The 16,457-nt window shown below is 58.8% G+C and carries 13 protein-coding genes; 7 read left to right on the forward strand and 6 right to left on the reverse strand.

The window, feature by feature from the left end; genetic code table 11:
- Positions 1–86 precede the first annotated feature (86 nt).
- Together B0G80_RS05195 and B0G80_RS05200 are read left to right on the forward strand one after the other, a co-directional pair.
- Positions 87–944, forward strand: coding sequence for an alpha/beta fold hydrolase (locus tag B0G80_RS05195; RefSeq protein WP_116117243.1), 858 nt, complete (start codon positions 87–89; stop codon positions 942–944).
- Complete coding sequence (locus tag B0G80_RS05200; RefSeq protein WP_116117244.1) at positions 941–2,524, forward strand: AMP-binding protein; 1,584 nt, start codon at positions 941–943, stop codon at positions 2,522–2,524. Before B0G80_RS05195 ends, B0G80_RS05200 begins: the two co-directional genes overlap by 4 nt.
- Before the next feature lie 445 nt (positions 2,525–2,969).
- On the opposite strand, the gene panC is transcribed toward B0G80_RS05200, so the two are convergent.
- The 6 genes from panC to B0G80_RS05230 all read right to left on the reverse strand — a co-directional run bounded on the left by panC (position 2,970) and on the right by B0G80_RS05230 (position 10,426).
- Entirely contained in the window at positions 2,970–3,806 is an 837-nt protein-coding gene (panC, locus tag B0G80_RS05205; protein ID WP_116117245.1) for a pantoate--beta-alanine ligase, read from the reverse strand.
- 38 nt (positions 3,807–3,844) lie between these two features.
- Positions 3,845–5,515: an electron transfer flavoprotein-ubiquinone oxidoreductase gene (locus B0G80_RS05210; protein WP_116117246.1), complete on the reverse strand. Its 1,671-nt coding sequence runs from the start codon at positions 5,513–5,515 to the stop codon at positions 3,845–3,847.
- 727 nt (positions 5,516–6,242) lie between these two features.
- Complete coding sequence (locus B0G80_RS05215) at positions 6,243–7,061, reverse strand: SDR family NAD(P)-dependent oxidoreductase (RefSeq protein WP_116117247.1); 819 nt, start codon at positions 7,059–7,061, stop codon at positions 6,243–6,245.
- Positions 7,062–7,092: 31 nt separating this feature from the next.
- Positions 7,093–8,061, reverse strand: coding sequence for a phytanoyl-CoA dioxygenase family protein (locus B0G80_RS05220; RefSeq protein ID WP_116117248.1), 969 nt, complete (start codon positions 8,059–8,061; stop codon positions 7,093–7,095).
- A 158-nt stretch (positions 8,062–8,219) separates the two neighbouring features.
- Entirely contained in the window at positions 8,220–9,269 is a 1,050-nt protein-coding gene (locus B0G80_RS05225; protein ID WP_258878808.1) for an ecdysteroid 22-kinase family protein, read from the reverse strand.
- Between the two features lie 68 nt (positions 9,270–9,337).
- Complete coding sequence (locus tag B0G80_RS05230; RefSeq protein ID WP_258878809.1) at positions 9,338–10,426, reverse strand: phosphotransferase family protein; 1,089 nt, start codon at positions 10,424–10,426, stop codon at positions 9,338–9,340.
- A 204-nt stretch (positions 10,427–10,630) separates the two neighbouring features.
- Here B0G80_RS05230 and B0G80_RS05235 point away from each other — a divergent pair, with 204 nt between their 5' ends.
- The 5 genes from B0G80_RS05235 (at position 10,631) to B0G80_RS05255 (ending at position 16,419) form a co-directional block, all read left to right on the forward strand.
- Positions 10,631–11,221, forward strand: a complete 591-nt coding sequence (locus tag B0G80_RS05235) for a MarR family winged helix-turn-helix transcriptional regulator (protein WP_258878810.1) — start codon at positions 10,631–10,633, stop codon at positions 11,219–11,221.
- Between the two features lie 265 nt (positions 11,222–11,486).
- Positions 11,487–12,758, forward strand: coding sequence for an acyl-CoA reductase (locus B0G80_RS05240; RefSeq protein WP_258878946.1), 1,272 nt, complete (start codon positions 11,487–11,489; stop codon positions 12,756–12,758).
- Positions 12,755–14,143 (forward strand): hypothetical protein, encoded by a 1,389-nt coding sequence (locus B0G80_RS05245; RefSeq protein ID WP_258878811.1) that lies wholly within the window; start codon positions 12,755–12,757, stop codon positions 14,141–14,143. The genes B0G80_RS05240 and B0G80_RS05245 overlap by 4 nt, the downstream gene beginning before the upstream one ends.
- 34 nt (positions 14,144–14,177) lie before the next feature.
- Positions 14,178–15,032 carry an oxidoreductase gene (locus B0G80_RS05250; protein ID WP_116117252.1) on the forward strand — a complete coding sequence of 285 codons (855 nt, stop codon included), beginning with the start codon at positions 14,178–14,180 and terminating at the stop codon, positions 15,030–15,032.
- 22 nt (positions 15,033–15,054) lie between these two features.
- The gene (locus B0G80_RS05255; protein ID WP_116117253.1) at positions 15,055–16,419 is read left to right on the forward strand and encodes a hypothetical protein; all 1,365 of its coding nucleotides are present in this window, start codon (positions 15,055–15,057) and stop codon (positions 16,417–16,419) included.
- Positions 16,420–16,457: the final 38 nt, after the last annotated feature.

Raw genomic sequence — 16,457 nt, forward strand, 5'->3', positions numbered from 1 at the left:
GACGAGACCGGGCAGAAGTCGTGGTCTGCAGAGCCGCCGACGCCCCGGCTTCATATCAAAGGCCAATCAATGATGGAGTCAAAGTGATGACGAGCGCGGCACCTTCGTGGTTTGAACGGGCTCTGCAACGGCCACGCCACTCCCATTTCACCGATGCCAGCGGCGCACGCATCCATTACGTGTCATGGAATGCTGAAGACACGCACAAACCCGGCTTGCTGTTCGCGCATGGCTATCTAGGCCATAGCCATTGGTGGGACTTTATTGCACCGTTTTTTACGGAACGATTCCGCGTGCACGCATTCGACTTCAGCGGCATGGGCGAGAGTGGTTATCGCGCGGAGTATCGCCCCGACAGTTTTGTGCGCGATTTTTCCGCAGTGCTCAAGGCCGCATTCATTGCACCGGCTTTCGTAGTGGGACACAGCTTTGGTGGCTCGCGCCTTCTGCAGACTTGCGCGACGTTCCCCGAACTGATCCGCCATGCGATCGTGCTCGATTCATTCTATGCGCTGCCGGGCGACACGCTTCCATTGATAGAAAGACGTCCCGCGCCTCGACCGTACCTCGATGCCGCGACTGGCATGAGGCACTTTCGGCTTATTCCCGATCAGAAGTGTGAGCCATGGCTGATGGATCATCTTGCGAAGACGTCCCTGCGACAAACAGAAACGGGCTGGACCTGGCGCTTCGACCCAGCTTTGCGTCATGTCCAGACGGTCGAGAGCGATGAGGGGTTGCTGGGCCGAATCACAGTTCCTGTGACCTATGTACACGCGGAAATGAGCACGGTCGTCAGCGCCGATCGGGCCAACAGAATCATCGGTGCCATCCCTACCGCGCGGAACTTGATCACGATGCCCGGTGCACATCACCACCTCATGCTGGATAACCCGCTAGCGCTTGTCGATCAGTTGCGGAAATTGCTGGAGCAATTGTTATGAATGAGTCGGTTAGCGATAGAAATTGGGTTCCAAACGTACCGTTGAACGTATTGTTGTCGAAGGCAGCGCACTCCCATCCGGGAACGCGCATGCACTTTCATACTCAGCAGGGACTGACGAGCGTCACGACGTTAGAGTTGGCTACCGCCGCGGATCGACTCGCGCGCGGGTTGCGTGCCATTGGCCTGCGCCGCGGCGATGTCATTGCCATGCAGTTGCCGACGCAGCGCGAGACCGCCGTGCTCTATCTGGCTGCGCTCGAAGTCGGTGCGGTGCTGGTGCCCATTGTGCACATCTATGGCCCTGCCGAAGTCGGCTTTATTCTGCGTCAGTCGCGCGCGCGATTCCTGTGCGTGCCTGAGCGCTGGCGCGGGATCGATTTTCTGGAGCGTGTCGAAGCGCTCGGCAATCTGCCTGATCTGGAGCGGGTCATCGTCGTCGGCGAGCGCACGCCACAAAACGGCATCACGCTGAAAGAGGTCGAAGCGATTTCGCAGCATGCCAAGATCAAAAACGAGTCGCCACCGCAGCCACAGGACGTTTGCCTGCTGCTGTATACCTCAGGCACCACCGCCGCCCCGAAGGGCGTTCAGCACACGCATCAGACTGTCGGAGCGGAGTGGTCGATCCCATTCATAGACGGCCCCGGCCCTTATCTCACGCCCTTCCCCGCCGGACATATTGCTGGCTTTAACTTCCTGCTGCGTCCTTTCGTGACTGGCACCGACATGGTGTTCATGGACCGCTGGGACGCGCCGCTCGCAGCCGAACTGATCGAGTGTTATCGCGTTCGCCTGTCCGGAGGGACGCCGTTTCATCTTCAAGGATTGCTTGACGCCGCACGGCACGCCGGACGCGACCTCTCGTCTCTGGTCACTTACGGACTGGGGGGGACCGGAGTCACCCCGGAGCATGTGGCGTTAGCCGACAGTTCCGGGTTCGCCGGCACGCGCGCTTACGGCCTGACAGAACACTCGACGGTAAGCATCGGCTGGCGCGACAACACGTTCTCCGAGCGCGCGTGCACAGACGGTCGCGTTCAGCCCGGTAGTCAGGTTCGCATCGTCGATGAGTTGGATCGTGACTTGCCGACCGGAAGTGAGGGCGAGATTCTGACAAAGGGTCCCGAGCTGTTTGTCGGCTACACCGATCCGTCGCTCAATGCGATCGCGTTCAGCCCCGACGGCTGGTTTCGTACCGGCGACATCGGCAAGCTCGATTCGGTGAACTGCCTGACGATAACCGACCGCAAGAAAGATATTGTGATTCGTGGTGGCGAGAACATCTCATCACAAGAGGTCGAACGTGTGCTAGCCACACACGACGCGATACGGGACGTCGCAGTGGTCGCCCAGCACGATGCGCAATACGGCGAAAAAGTGTGTGCTGTTGTCGTGCTCCAGTCCGGCGCTGAACTCGATCTCGCCGCTGTACAACGACATTTCGCCCAAGCCGGTGTGGCGCGTCAGAAAACGCCTGAGCGTCTGCTTATCGTCGACGAGTTGCCCCGCACGGCATCGGGGAAAGTGCGCAAAGGCGATTTGCGCGCTCGGGCCAACGCGCTAAAGACCAGCCCATGACGTCGGGCAAACGGACAACGAGAGTTTCAAATGACCGCAAGCACCACGATCTTCCAGGTATCCGCCATCCAATACTATGGGGAGGCCTCGGACCTCGCGTATCCGATGCTGACTACGTAGTTGCAATAGTCAATGCTGGTGGCTTGAGCGGCGGCAGGGTTCGCAGTCCCTGACGAGTTCCGTGCACAACTCAATCGCTGTCGCGAACTGAAGGAAGGGCAATCTTTTCAGGTCAATATGTACATCTTCCGTCGACGACGCGTGCCACGCGGCGACTCTCAAACCCCTTCATCACTGGTCTCGTTGCGCCCCCAACCCGAAGGCGAAAGACATATCTGAACATCCCGCTGGCAACGCTCGATCAGTTGCTGCCGGCCGTCAGATAATCGTTGTACGGACGTCTTGCGCATGGACGCTCATGGTTTAATCCAACGGTGCCGCGCGTTCAGATCTCCAGATTGTCGATCAGGCGAGTTGCGCCGAGCTTGGCCGCAGCCGTCACCACAAGAGGCTCGTCGCCGAATGCACATGCACCCGGCGGCTGCAGATCCGACCGCTTGCGGATAGACACATAGTCCGGAACCCATCCCCGTTCGGCAAGTGCTCTGAACGCTTTGAACTCGATCGATTTCAGATCTCGCTGTCCGCCCAACACTTCGTCACGAATCCGATTCAGCAGTCGGTATAGACCAGGCGCTTCGGCGCGCTCTGCCGGCGACAGGTACCGGTTACGCGACGACAATGCCAAGCCGTCAACATCGCGCACGGTCTCAGCGCCAACGACGTCGATTGGTAGCGCGAACTGTGCGCACATCTGGCGAACAATCATCAACTGCTGATAGTCCTTCTTCCCGAACACCGCCACGCGCGGCTGTACACACGACATCAGTTTCATCACAACCGTGCACACGCCGTGAAAAAAACCGGGGCGAAACTCGCCTTCGAGCATATTGCCGAGGGTGTGCGGCGGATGAACGCGATACTCTTGCGGCTGCGGGTACATATCGTGTACGGTCGGAGCAAACAACACGTAGACATTTTCCTTTTGCAGCTTTTGAATATCGGCTTCCAGGGTACGCGGGTATTTTTCGAAGTCCTCGTTAGGGCCGAACTGCAGCGGGTTCACAAAGATGCTTGCGACAACCGGATCCCCGTGCTGGCGCGCGAGTCGCATCAAAGACAGGTGGCCTTCGTGAAGGTTACCCATTGTGGGTACAAAGGCGGTTCGATTTTGCCCGCGCAACTGGGCGCGCATTTCTTCGATAGATCGGACGATTTTCATACTGCGTCTTCAGCGTGATGTTTAGTCTGGGAGATTGATTACATGTTCGGATAGTTCGGGCCGCCGCCACCTTCCGGCGTGACCCACACGATATTCTGCGTCGGGTCCTTGATGTCGCAGGTCTTGCAGTGCACGCAGTTCTGCGCGTTGATCACGAGGCGTTCGCTGCCGTCGTCGTTTTTCACGAACTCATAAACCGCGGCGGGGCAATAGCGCGACTCCGGCCCGGCATAGGTCTGCCAGTTCACGTTCACCGGCACGGACGGATCTTTCAGCGTCAGGTGAACTGGCTGATTTTCCTCGTGATTCGTGTTCGAGATGAACACTGAAGAAAGGCGGTCGAACGTGAGCTTGCCATCGGGCTTCGGATACACGATCGGCTTGCATTGGGAAGCCGGCTTGAGCATCTCGTGATCCCAATGCTGATGATGCAGCGTCCACGGTACGTTGCCGCCCAGCAGCTTCTGCTCGATGCCCACCATCAGCGTGCCGAGGTACAGGCCCTTGCTCATCCACTGCTTGAAGTTGCGCGCGCGATGCAGTTCCGTGTGCAGCCACGACGTCTTGAAACTCTCCGGATACGCGGTGAGTTCATCGCTGGTGCGACCTGCCTGCACGGCTTCAAAAGCAGCTTCGGCAGCCAGCATGCCGGTCTTGATCGCCGCATGCGAGCCCTTGATCCGCGACGCGTTCAGGAAACCCGCATCGTCGCCGACCAGCGCGCCGCCCGGGAACACCAGCTTCGGCAGCGACATCAGGCCGCCGGCCGTGATCGCGCGTGCGCCGTACGACACACGTTTGCCACCTTCGAGCACCGCGCGAATCGCCGGATGCGTCTTGTAGCGCTGGAATTCCTCGAACGGCGACAGATACGGGTTCGTGTAGCCGAGGCCGACTACAAAGCCCACCACCACCTGATTGTTGTCCATGTGATACAGGAACGAGCCGCCGTACGTATCGTTCTCCAGCGGCCAGCCGGCAGTGTGCATCACCAGACCCGGCTTGTGCTTCGAAGGATCGATTTCCCACAGTTCCTTGATGCCGATCCCGTAGACCTGCGGATCGGCGCCTTCGCGCAGCTTGAATTTATCGTTCAGCTGACGGCCCAGATGCCCACGCGCGCCTTCGCAGAAGAGCGTGTACTTCGCGTGCAGTTCCATGCCGAGCTGGAAGTTCTCGGTCGGCTCGCCGTCCTTGCCGATGCCGAGATTGCCGGTCGCGACGCCTTTGACCGAACCATCGTCGTTATACAGAATCTCCGCCGCCGGGAAGCCCGGGAAGATTTCCACGCCCAGCGCCTCGGCCTGCTGACCCAGCCAGCGCGTGACATTCGCGAGGCTGATCACGTAATTGCCGTGATTCTTGAAATTGTCCGGCAACGCCCAGGTCGGCACGCTCTTTGAGCCGGTTTCGGTCAGGAACAGGAATTTGTCTTCGGTCACGTCCACCGTCAGCGGCGCGCCTTTTTCTTTCCAGTCCGGGATCAGTTCGGTGATCGCGCGCGGATCCATCACCGCGCCCGACAGGATATGCGCCCCGATCTCCGAGCCTTTTTCCAGTACGCACACGCCAAGCTCGACGCCTTTTTCCGCTGCCAGCTGCTTCAGGCGGATCGCCGCGGACAGGCCGGCCGGGCCGCCGCCGACGATTACGACGTCGTATTCCATCGACTCGCGCGGGCCGTACTGTTCTAGCAATGCTGCGGTCATGCAAAAAGTCTCCCTGCCGGTCTCGCGGATGCATTTTTCCGCAACTAAAGTTTTTTACACGCATGAAAAGTGCGGAAAGACGCACCTAGGACTCCCTTCCCAAAAGCGCACCCAATCATCATGAAGGAAGTATACTTTTGTGAATGTCATTTGACAATATGAACGCAACATTTACCGTCACGCGGTCCTTTCCCTAGCGTCAGCGATTCCCAACAAAGGATCGACTGATCTCTCATCCATCACGGTCACTTTGAATTAGCCGGTCATCTGAGCGGGATTGCCTGCTTCGAAGATCACATCAGCGCGCGAGACGCGAACGTTAGCGTGACTGCTTGATTCGCAAGTTCCTCGTCGCGGTCGCTGGAGGTATTGACATTGCGTCAATCGACATTTCTCTGCCAGCTAGATACCGGTAGACGAGACACTGGCCCGGACGGGGGGTAATCACGTAGCTGATGCCAATCCAGAAAAACGAAGAAACGGTGATGGCGCGTTCGCTCCAGCATGTCTCAGCGTGGAGAGATAAGAATAATTGCCAGATATGCGGTGGCCGGTGTTCCTTGAATACACCGCTGTTGTGAACGATCATGCAGCCCCGTGGGTAGGATCTCGGAGCCTGCAGCATCTTGCGAATGATGTCCGCAACATGACGTCGATCGATTGCACAGCGCGCGACAGCGGAGCGGTCGCGATTGTGAAGATGAACTTGATCTGCTCCACAACAACGCTATTGCTGTACCAGATCGTAAGCGCAGAGTGCCGCAACCTCCGTCACGCCGCCGTCCACCGGCAGACAGACGCCGGTAATGAAGCGTGCCTCATCGCTTGCGAGGAACAACGCAGCCGCCGCAACGTCCCATGCGTCCCCTTCAATGCCGAGCGGTGCGACCTTGCGGCGGCGCTCTTTTGCCTGCTGGTCCAGCATGCTCTCGACCATTGGGGTAAAAATATGTCCCGGCGCGATTGCATTGGCACGGACCCCATCGCGGCCGTACACGACGGCCAGTTCACGCGTCAACGCGATCATGCCCGCCTTCGACGACCCATATGCCGCCGCGCCGTGACTCCGGATACCCGCAGTCGAACTGACGTTGACCACTGCGCCACTCCCTCCCGCAACCAGATGAGGTGCCGCCGCTCGGCTCATCAAAAAGGCACTCTTGAGATTGACGTTGATAATGTGATCCCACGAGGCTTCATCAATATTCTCGAAGCGGCCGCCAGCCCCTGCCACACCGACATTGTTGACCAGAATGTGTAACGCGCCATACCGCTCAACCGTAGCGGCAACGACGCGTGCGCATGCATCGCTGTCGGTGACATTGGCAGCGCACACGAACCCATTACCCCCCGCTTCAACGATCATTGCAAGCGTTTCGGCAGCCCGATCCTCGTCATGATCGACCAGGCAGATCGACGCGCCTTCGCGCGCGAAAAGGCAAGCGATGGCCTTGCCGGTGCCGACACCATTGCCTTGCGAACCCGCGCCAGTCACGATCGCAACCTTGCGCGCGAGACGCTGATGGAAAATCTTTGGAAAAGGCATGCTTTACCCGGTGTGTGTATTCGACGAACTGTCAGTGCGGTGGACGCAATACCGTTACCCGGCCATCACGCGCCGCCAGAATCACCTCATCTCCTTCGTGAAAGTGCGATGGAATCTCGTCGAGCGGCACCTTCCTGCCATCGATCCCCCGGCAGTACGTGTATTCATCGAACGCGAATGTCCCACTGCGGCCATGACCGCCCTGCACGGCCACCTCACGAGACGTGAGCGAGGTGATGTTGCCGATAATCGGTGTGTCGCCGGACGCGGCCATCACGCGGATGTCCATCGAAAGCCGAAAGCGGTCCGAGTAATTCGCCACCCCGGTATGTGGGGTATTCAGATGCATGATGACAACATCGCCGGGGCGATACGTAGTGCGGCGCCATGCATGCGCTGGCACCGCGCCATCAGGAATCGGAAAAAGCGGCGGTTGCGCGAGATCGTGCAAATAGGAACCTTTGTGCATCCCTTCAGCGAGGACCAGCCCTCCGACCTCCGGGTCGATCTCCACCAGCGGAATCCAGCAGATAGAGAACGGAATTCCCGCGTTGTAGAAACCGTCTTGATGGACGTAGTCGAAGCGAGCTCGGGCGCGATCTTGCGCCGGGGGCGTAGCTCGATACTCGACTGTCGGAATCCAGAACGGCTCGTCAGCAAGTAGGCGGCTGAAGAAACGATGAATTGGCGGCTCGGCGACGAAGGGTTTCCACGTCTTGCGCGACGCGAGCGACTCCATACGAAATGGAAAGTCTTCCAGGCTCTTACCGTTGTATCGAGCAGCGGGATCGTCTGGGGCTATCACGCCAAGCTGCGAAAGCTCATCGAGAAATACCCTGCGCAACCGGCCAACTGCTTCGGTGTCGAGCACATCCCTGAAGAACCAATAGCCATCGCGGTCCCACGCCCCCAGGAGCGCCGTGCGATCGTCAAGAATATCGTTCGATACGTGGAGTTCCTGCATTGCCGGCAGTACGCCAGCATCCAATGTCGCGTTCATCTCGTCTCCCTACTGTTCGCCGCAGTTCATTCGCGCGGTCGACCTTTCCACTCGTGGATTGGAGATTCAGCTTAGGCCCCATTGCGCAATAATGCAACTAGTAGTTCCATTAATGCGTGGGCACCAGTCGGATGTGTATTGAACGCTTCAGTCGAACATCACAGCGCCAGCGAGACTGTCCCGTGATCGAGTAAAGCCGCCCCGAAACGCGCAGCGTAAGCTGTGTTCACTGCCTCAGTTTGAAAGCGCGTCTCGTTTATGGCAAAGATGAAGTAGCCGTAGACCAGGTCTCGGCGGTAGTCCTCCCACGCCACGTCGAACGCCGGCGTTTCCACGCCGTTTGCGACAAGATGGGTCAGGTAATGCGCGAGCAGTGGGCGCTCCCACTTGCGCCGTTCGGCAATATCGAGCGCGGAGCAGATATGGTAGGAAACTTCGAGACTCCACGGCGCACGGCTGACCTGCGCATCAAAAAACCCCGGCTTTCCATCCGCTGTCACGTAGAGATTGCCCAAGTGTGTGTCACCGTGAATCAGACACTCCGGCTTGCCTCGATGCGACTCGCCAAGGTGCGTTAGCGCCGCCTCCATCCAGTCACGGTCGCGAAGAAGCCGACTGACCGCCGCACCACGCGGTAGTCCAGCATAGTGCCGCCATACTTCAGGCACAAGATAGCGACGCATATAGTCGAGCGACCACCCCGAGAAACGGTCCCCGACCCAACCGTATCGCCCGCTTTCGGCGAATTCCGGACTGTCCCACGTTTGAGCGTGATAACGCGCCATCGCGACAAGCCGCGCGGCGACGTCGTCATAGCCTGCCGAACGCTGTGCGTGACAAAACGTGACTCCGCTCGCTCGCAGATCCTCCATCACGACAATCGATTGCCAGCCAGAAGGATCGGTGCCCGCATAGAAGCACCGAGGCGTGTTCATATCGATGAATGGCAGTACGTCGCGATAGAAACGCATCTCGTTGTGGTACATATCTTTCATCAACGGGCTGTGCTCTTCAAATCCCCCCTTGACGATCATCCGCGCAGGCAGACCGAGGTCGTCTCCCGTACCGTTGTACTCGAGCAGAACACGTACCTTCGTCGAGGTTCCCGACAAGATGTCCTCGCATATCAAGCTGGTGACCTCGACACCGGGATATCGAAACCGCAGCGCTGCCGTCAGCCACTTCGCGGAAATTTCATCGACCGTCACCGGCAGTCTCATGTCGCTTGCAACAATTAGCGTGGACAAGGTTTACCCCCGTTTAGAATTTTCAGTAGTCAACCCATCAACTCGAACACGTCGTGGTCGAGGGCGGCCATCGCGAAACGAGGTACGACCGCGCAATTATTGACCTCGGCCTGCCATTCAACGGGATTCACCAACCAGAAGTAAAGCCCGTAGACGAGATGCCGTCGATACGCATCCCATGCTTCGTCGAAGGACGGCGGTATCGCAACCCCATATGCGGCGAGTCGCTCGAGGTAGTGCGTAAGCAGCGAGCGCTCCCATTTGGGACGATCGGCGATATCAAGTGCGGACACAAGAAAGTATGTGAAATCGTGCGCCCATGGTCCGCGCCGATACGATTGCCAATCGAGAAAACCCGGCGTGCCATCGCGCTCGAAATAGAGATTTCCCAAGTGCACATCGCCGTGCAAAAACGTCATCGGGCCCAGTCGATCGAACCAACGCAGATTCAGCAGCGCTCGCTCCATCCAGTCCCGGTCATGGAACTGCCTGGGGATCGCAGCCCCTCGCGGCAACTGGGTATAGTGGGCGAATACATCGGCTTTTAGCTGCCCCCAGTGATAGGTGCCGGCCTCCCCGTCCGGCAATGGGTCCTGTTCCGCCAGCCAGGCAAGCTTGCCGTCTGCAGCGAGAGCGGGCGCAGCCCAGTATTGCGCGTGCAATCGGGCTTGGGCGTCGAGATTTGCGGCAGCCTGCGCGTACGACAACGTGCTCTGTACACGGCAAAACGTCACGTCGCGTTCCGCAAGATCTTCCAGAATGACGATCGATTGTCCGTTCGAATGATCGGTCGCCGAGAAGAATGCGCGAGGAACGCGCACCGGCAATTCCGGCTGCACCTCCTCGAAAAAGCGCGCCTCGTATTCGTAAATATAGACATTCAGATGCCGATATTCGGGGACAAACCCGCCCTTGACGATCAGAGACCGCGGCAAGCCAGCTTCATTTCCACGCGCATTGTATTCAAGGTGAACACGAAGCTTTGTTGCTGTCCCGTAGATGACATCCACCAGTTTCAGCGATGTGATCTCGACACCTTCGCAATAGGTCTGAAGTGCCTGCGTCAGCCATTTCGCAGTCACTTCGCTAACGTCCACGGGTAACGGCGACAGCTTCACGTCGTCTTCGCATTCCATTTGCTTTCCTGAATGTATTTATCTCGTAGCCGTCCCGCACGCGCGACCGCCTGCAGCAGTTGAAACAGATTGCATTGTCCAAGGCGTTCGCGCAGTCCTCTAGTTGGAGACCCGCAAGCCTTCCTCAGACTGGACATTCCCAAACATGTCGCCGCATCGTCGCGCACCGAGTCTATCGTTGGCAACATGGGGAAAACCACACGACGAAAAACGTTGCGTTTCTTGAATGACGTGCATATAGTTGCCTTCAACAGCAGATACTTTTTTGGCAGAAATCTAGTGGACAACTTGTCAGAGCTTCAGTTTGAGTCCGCTTCGTCGGACCGCGAACTCATGCCTGTAAAAGGCGCGAATACCTATCGCTCGGAGGAAAGTGTCGCCTACGGGATGAACCAGATACGTATTTTGTTGTGCAACGCGGTAGACGCACAGCTCTCGTCGTATGGCCTATCCGCGTTGCAATGGGGCGTCTTGAAAGCACTGTTCGACGGCCGCGCCAGAACGCCGTCCGAGCTATATCGCATCCTGCTGTCCGATAGCGGAGCAATGACCCGCCAGCTCGATTTCCTTGAAAGACGTGGATTTCTCCGTCGCGTTCGCAATGAATCGGACAGACGTAGCGTGTACCTGGTGCTGACCGACACTGGTCGCATCACGATTTGCGAAACCCTTCCCCTGATCGTCGAGACGCACGATCGGCAATTGCGCGGTTTCACACACGACGAAGTGACAGCGCTAAAGCTTTTCATGGATCGCATGATTGTCAACCTAGGCTGAGAAATGTTATTCCCACGCGCGCATTCATCCGGGCGCGAGTGTCGCGCTCTTACCGAATCGAGAAGGATTACCTATGGATCATGTCGACACCCCCGCCCAAAAGAGCCCGCAATCACTGCATGGCGGTTCCCCCGCGCAACTTCTCGTGCCGCATGTCTATCGCGGGCGCACCGTTTCGGGCGACGCCGTCACGCATATCTCGCGCGATCTTGGCAAGGGATTTTGTACGCCGGCGATAGAACTAGACGATCTTATCTGGTCTCGCATGCAGGCTGGCCCGGCGTTCGATTTACCGATTGCCCAGGTTATCGACTTCCTCGTGGACCTCGGTCCGCGTCTGCATCTGGACGCAAATCCGCTGATGCAGCAGGCGCTTGAATCAATGGTCAAAGTGAGTCCGCTCGGTCGCCGCATTCTGGAAAACTGCTATCGGGACATTCCGAATCTGTTCGCACGCAGCGTGATCGAAGATGAGTTGCGCATCAGCCTCGGCGACGCCAGAGTGATCGACGGCTGGATGCCACGTATTTTGCGCGGGCGCCCCAGCCGCCTACGCGCGTTTCCACCGCGCCTCGTTCATATACTCGCCGGAAATTCGCCGATGGTCGCCGCCATGACAGTGATGCGCGCCGCGCTAACCAAAGGTGTGCATCTGCTGAAGTTGCCTTCCAACGACCTTTTTACCGCGACGGCAATTTTGCGCACGATGGCCGAAATGGACCTGGAGCATCCGCTGACGCAGTCGTTTTCGGCTGCATATTGGCGCGGCGGAGACGAGAACGTCGAGTCGATCCTGTATCGCCCGCAATATTTCGACAAGCTCGTCGTGTGGGGTGGTGAAAGCGCCGTGCGCCATGCGATGCGTTACGCGGGTCCTGGCCTCGAACTCGTGGCTTTCGACCCGAAGGTGTCGATCTCGCTGATTGGCCGGGAAGCATTTGCTTCGGACGAACTGCTTCGAGAAGTTGCGCGCGCCGGCGCGGCCGATGTCCAGTCGTTCAATCAGGACGCGTGTAATGCGAGCCGTTATCAGTTCATTGAGGGCGACGAGGACGATGCTGACCGCTATTGCGAAAAACTTGCGACAGCACTCGGCGAAGACTTCCGCTATGGCGACGGGCAAGGCCCAGTGGTGCCAGGCGACATCCGCGAGGCGGTCGACGTGCTACGCGAAATGGAGCCGATTTATCGCGTGTTCGGTGGGTATGACGGAAAGGGCCTTGTGATCCGGTCGGACGAACTGGTCGACTTTCATCCAATCTGCAAGACGGTGAACGTCATCCCGGTGAAAAGCCTGCGTGATGCAACCCGCTTTGCAACCGTGGCCACCCAGACCGTTGGCATCTACCCCCCGCACCGCGTCGTCGAGGTTCGTGACGCGCTCGCGTGTGCCGGGGTTCAGCGCATGGTGACGCTTGGCGAATCAATTTCCGACGGCGTTGGCGGCTATCCACATGACGGCATGTTCCCGATTCACCGCTTCATGAAGTGGATATCCGAAGAAGCGGGCACTGATAACGCGACGGAGACAGCATGATGTCGGCTCTCGATACCCTGCTGCGACTGACCGATCATCCGGACCCTTTTCGCCACGCTCCCAGCGATCTTCAGGCCGTCCAGTTGCAGGCCCTGCGCGAGCGGTTCGCGCAGCGGCGTCAACAAATCCGCATTCTCGACAAGCGTGCAACGGATGCGGGCGTAGGCGAACTATCGAGCCTCCATGACGCGGTGCCCCTGCTGTTTGCGGACGCTGTCTACAAGAGCTATCCCGACTCCTTTATCGAACAGGGAAAGTGGGCGCGACTGACCGCGTGGCTGCAAACGATTACGGCGCAGAAGATCGAAGGACCCAACTACGCCGACGTTGCGAACATGGACGACTGGATCAACGAACTGCGCCGACACGGCCATTACGTGATGAGTTCCAGTGGCACATCGGGCAAACAATCCTTCATCTATCAAAGCGGCGTCGACCGGGAACTCGCCTGGCGGCTAATGGGCCAAGGCATTCGTTGGGCGGTAAGCGCTATGCGCGATCCATCGCGCCGCGTTCCGGTCTTCCTGCTGACGCCCTCTTCCGGTTCGTATACCGGCACCGAGCGAATGTCCAGGTTCGCGGAAACGATCGCTATTCCGGGCGACATCCACTACATGTCCGATGTGCCGCAAAGCGCGGAGCAGACCACCCGTATGGCACGCATGCGTCGCGCTATTGCTGACGGTACGGCCATGCCCAGCGAGATCGCTAAATTCCAGATCGAAAGCCGCGCACGCGCCGAACTCGTGCAGGCCGACTTCCGGCACTTCATCGATCTGCTGCTGGAACGGCGCCGCGAGCCGATGTTCATCATGGGCATGTTGGGCATGCTGTACCCGATTGTGGCAACCGCGCGCGAACGCGGCATACCCGATGGCGACTTCCATCCGGACACGGTCGTCAGCATCGGTGGTGGCAAAAAAGGGGCGAATCTTCCCCACGACTTCCAGCAACAGTGTGCGCGCTTCTTCAATTTCAACGCGAACAACTTCAATGATGGCTATGGCATGGGCGAGGTATCCGGATTCTGCCCATGGTTCCACGCGGCAAACGCGTGGGCCGTTCCGCCATGGCTTGTGCCGCTCGTACTCGACCCGACGGGCGAACAGTTGCTAAATCCATCCGATGGAAAAGGAATCGTCGAGGGCCGCCTTGCGATTATCGATTTGCTGGCCGATGGACGCTGGGGTGGCGTAATCAGCGGCGACAAGGTCGTGATGGAGTTCGGGCACGGCATCGATGGTGTGCGCACACCTGTCATTCGCGATGTCGTGCGCTACAAGGATCTGGCGGGCGGCGACGACAAGCTATCGTGTGCCGGCACCATCGATGCCTATGTGCGCGGCGAGTTGGGCGACATGGTCGAAGCAGGCCCCGCTGCCTGATCTTGCTTCTTTAATTTCCTTAGAGAGAGTATTGATGACAGCCAAATCGACATCGGCCGCTGTCTGGCTAATCACGGGCGTGTCGTCCGGTCTCGGCCGGGCCCTCGCTGAAGCAGTGCTCGCGCGCGGCGACCAGGTCGTCGGCACCGTGCGCAACCCATCGCAGATTGCGGCGTTCGAGCAGTTGTCTCCTGTCGGTCTGGCGTACGGGATGGTGCTCGACGTGACCGACGCGCCAGCCGTCCCGCAAGCAATCGAGCAGGCGCTCGCCCGCGCCGGGCGCATCGACGTGCTCGTCAATAACGCAGGATACGGTTTGTTCGGCGCGCTCGAAGAGGTGTCCGATGCCGAAGCCAGGCAAGTGTTCGACACCAATTTCTTCGGCACTGTGAACACCATCCGGGCAGTGTTGCCGCACTTGCGCGAGCGCGGCTCTGGACACATCGTCAACCTGTCCTCGGTCGCAGGGTTGATCGGCATCACTGGCTGCAGTTTCTATTGCGCTTCCAAGCATGCAATCGAAGGCTTATCCGAGTCTCTTTCGCAAGAACTCAAGCCGTTCGGCCTGCGCGTCACGCTGGTCGAACCCGGCGGTTTCCGCACGAATTTTGCAGGTGGCTCGCTGCGATGGAGCGAAGGCGCGGCACCCGCCTATGCGGAAACAGTCGGCAAAATGCGTGAGCAGATGACGCACTATCACGGCACCCAGTCGGGGGATCCGACCAAGGCGGCTGCGGCGATCATCCAGGCGGTCTATGCCGACGAGCCGCCGTTGAGGTTGCCTCTAGGACCCGATGCGGTCGGCGTCGTGCGCAACAAACTTGCGGCGCTGCAGAAAAACCTCGACGCGTGGCTCGACGTCTCGATCGCCACGGATTTCGCCCAATAGCGCCACATCCTCAGGAAACGCCATGTCAACCGTCGACTGCTTTTACGACCTTCTTGAACAGGATATCGATCCGTTTCGCCACCACCCCGAAAGTCTGCGAGCGCTTCAACTGGCGGCCATGCGCGAGCGCTTTGCCGAGCGCCGCCAACAGATCAAGCTCCTGAACCGTCGAGCAGCCGACATGGGCATCGATCACGTTCGCACAGAGGCGGATATGGTGCCGCTACTGTTCGCACACCAGATTTACAAGAGCTACCCGGAGCAGTTCGTTGAGAGCGGCCGATGGAAACATTTGAATACGTGGCTGCAAACACTGACGAGCCGTCCCGTTGTCGACGTCGATGTGGATGGCGTCGACAACGTCGATAGCTGGATGGAGCGCCTGCGCGGCGCAGGTCACTACGTGTTCAGCTCGAGCGGCACCTCCGGCAAATGCAGTTTTATCAGCCAGACGCGCGCCGACATGGACCGCGTGACGGCGACGTGCGTGAAGCTTGGCTTGTACGGCAACAAGCTGATCGAGCGGGATTTTGGCAAGCGCCCAGTGTTTCTGATGATGCCGCCCAGTGGTGCCCATCGTCATATCGGACCAGTCCTGAGTGCGGCTACGCAACTAGGCAGCGAAAGTACGTTGATGTTTGACGATCCGGTGCTGGCATCCTCGACGATCGAGATGGGCCGCATGCGTCGCGCGCTCGCAGATGGCAGCGCGAAGCCGAGTGCGATCGCGGCGTTTCAGGAGCAGGCTGCAAAGCGTCAGCGACACACAGGAGCGATGATCGACCGCTTTCTGGACAAACTACTCGCTCACCGCGATTCACCTGTGCTTGTGCAGGGCAACTGGTCGCTGCACTGGACGCTGGTCGATTTCGCGCGCCGCCGTGGCGTTGCGGACGGTATCTGTCATCCGGAGACAGTCATCACCACCGGCGGCGGATTGAAAGGCACACAAGCCCCCGCCGATTTCCGCCAGCAGATCATCGACTTTTACGGCATCAAGTCGGAGAACGTCCAGAACAGCTATGGCATGTCGGAAATGATCGGCACCGGCCCGTGGTCGGACGTGGCGCAGGGCTTCGCGATCTGTCCGTGGATCGTTCCATTCGTGCTCGATAAGGCAGGCGAAAAATTACTCAACCCCGGCGATGGGACCGGCGCTGTCGAAGGTCGTTTTGCATTCTTCGATCTGCTTGCCGAAGGGTACTGGGGCGGGTTCATCACGGGCGACAAGGTGACAGTTGACTTCTCCCCCCAAGGCGACACAGATGGTTTGCGAGGACCGCTCGTCAGGCAGGTCGGCCGTTATGCGGATCTCGAAGAGGGTGAGGACAAACTTTCGTGTGCGGGCACGATGGAATCATACGTTCGCGGCATGATCGAGGTCTGACGGTTCAGCTTGTGCACTCACCTATCTCGACACCGGCC

It is taken from the genome of Paraburkholderia sp. BL6669N2, assembly GCF_003387275.1.
Lineage (GTDB): Bacteria > Pseudomonadota > Gammaproteobacteria > Burkholderiales > Burkholderiaceae > Paraburkholderia.

Bases quoted from the DNA above. Each gene is read 5' to 3' on its own strand.
- B0G80_RS05195 (WP_116117243.1), top strand. From the start codon at position 87: ATGACGAGCGCGGCACCTTCGTGGTTTGAACGGGCTCTGCAACGGCCA.
- B0G80_RS05200 (WP_116117244.1), top strand. From the start codon at position 941: ATGAATGAGTCGGTTAGCGATAGAAATTGGGTTCCAAACGTACCGTTG.
- panC (WP_116117245.1), bottom strand. From the start codon at position 3,806: ATGAAAATCGTCCGATCTATCGAAGAAATGCGCGCCCAGTTGCGCGGG.
- B0G80_RS05210 (WP_116117246.1), bottom strand. From the start codon at position 5,515: ATGACCGCAGCATTGCTAGAACAGTACGGCCCGCGCGAGTCGATGGAA.
- B0G80_RS05215 (WP_116117247.1), bottom strand. From the start codon at position 7,061: ATGCCTTTTCCAAAGATTTTCCATCAGCGTCTCGCGCGCAAGGTTGCG.
- B0G80_RS05220 (WP_116117248.1), bottom strand. From the start codon at position 8,061: ATGAACGCGACATTGGATGCTGGCGTACTGCCGGCAATGCAGGAACTC.
- B0G80_RS05235 (WP_258878810.1), top strand. From the start codon at position 10,631: ATGGGGAAAACCACACGACGAAAAACGTTGCGTTTCTTGAATGACGTG.
- B0G80_RS05240 (WP_258878946.1), top strand. From the start codon at position 11,487: ATGCAGGCTGGCCCGGCGTTCGATTTACCGATTGCCCAGGTTATCGAC.
- B0G80_RS05245 (WP_258878811.1), top strand. From the start codon at position 12,755: ATGATGTCGGCTCTCGATACCCTGCTGCGACTGACCGATCATCCGGAC.
- B0G80_RS05250 (WP_116117252.1), top strand. From the start codon at position 14,178: ATGACAGCCAAATCGACATCGGCCGCTGTCTGGCTAATCACGGGCGTG.
- B0G80_RS05255 (WP_116117253.1), top strand. From the start codon at position 15,055: ATGTCAACCGTCGACTGCTTTTACGACCTTCTTGAACAGGATATCGAT.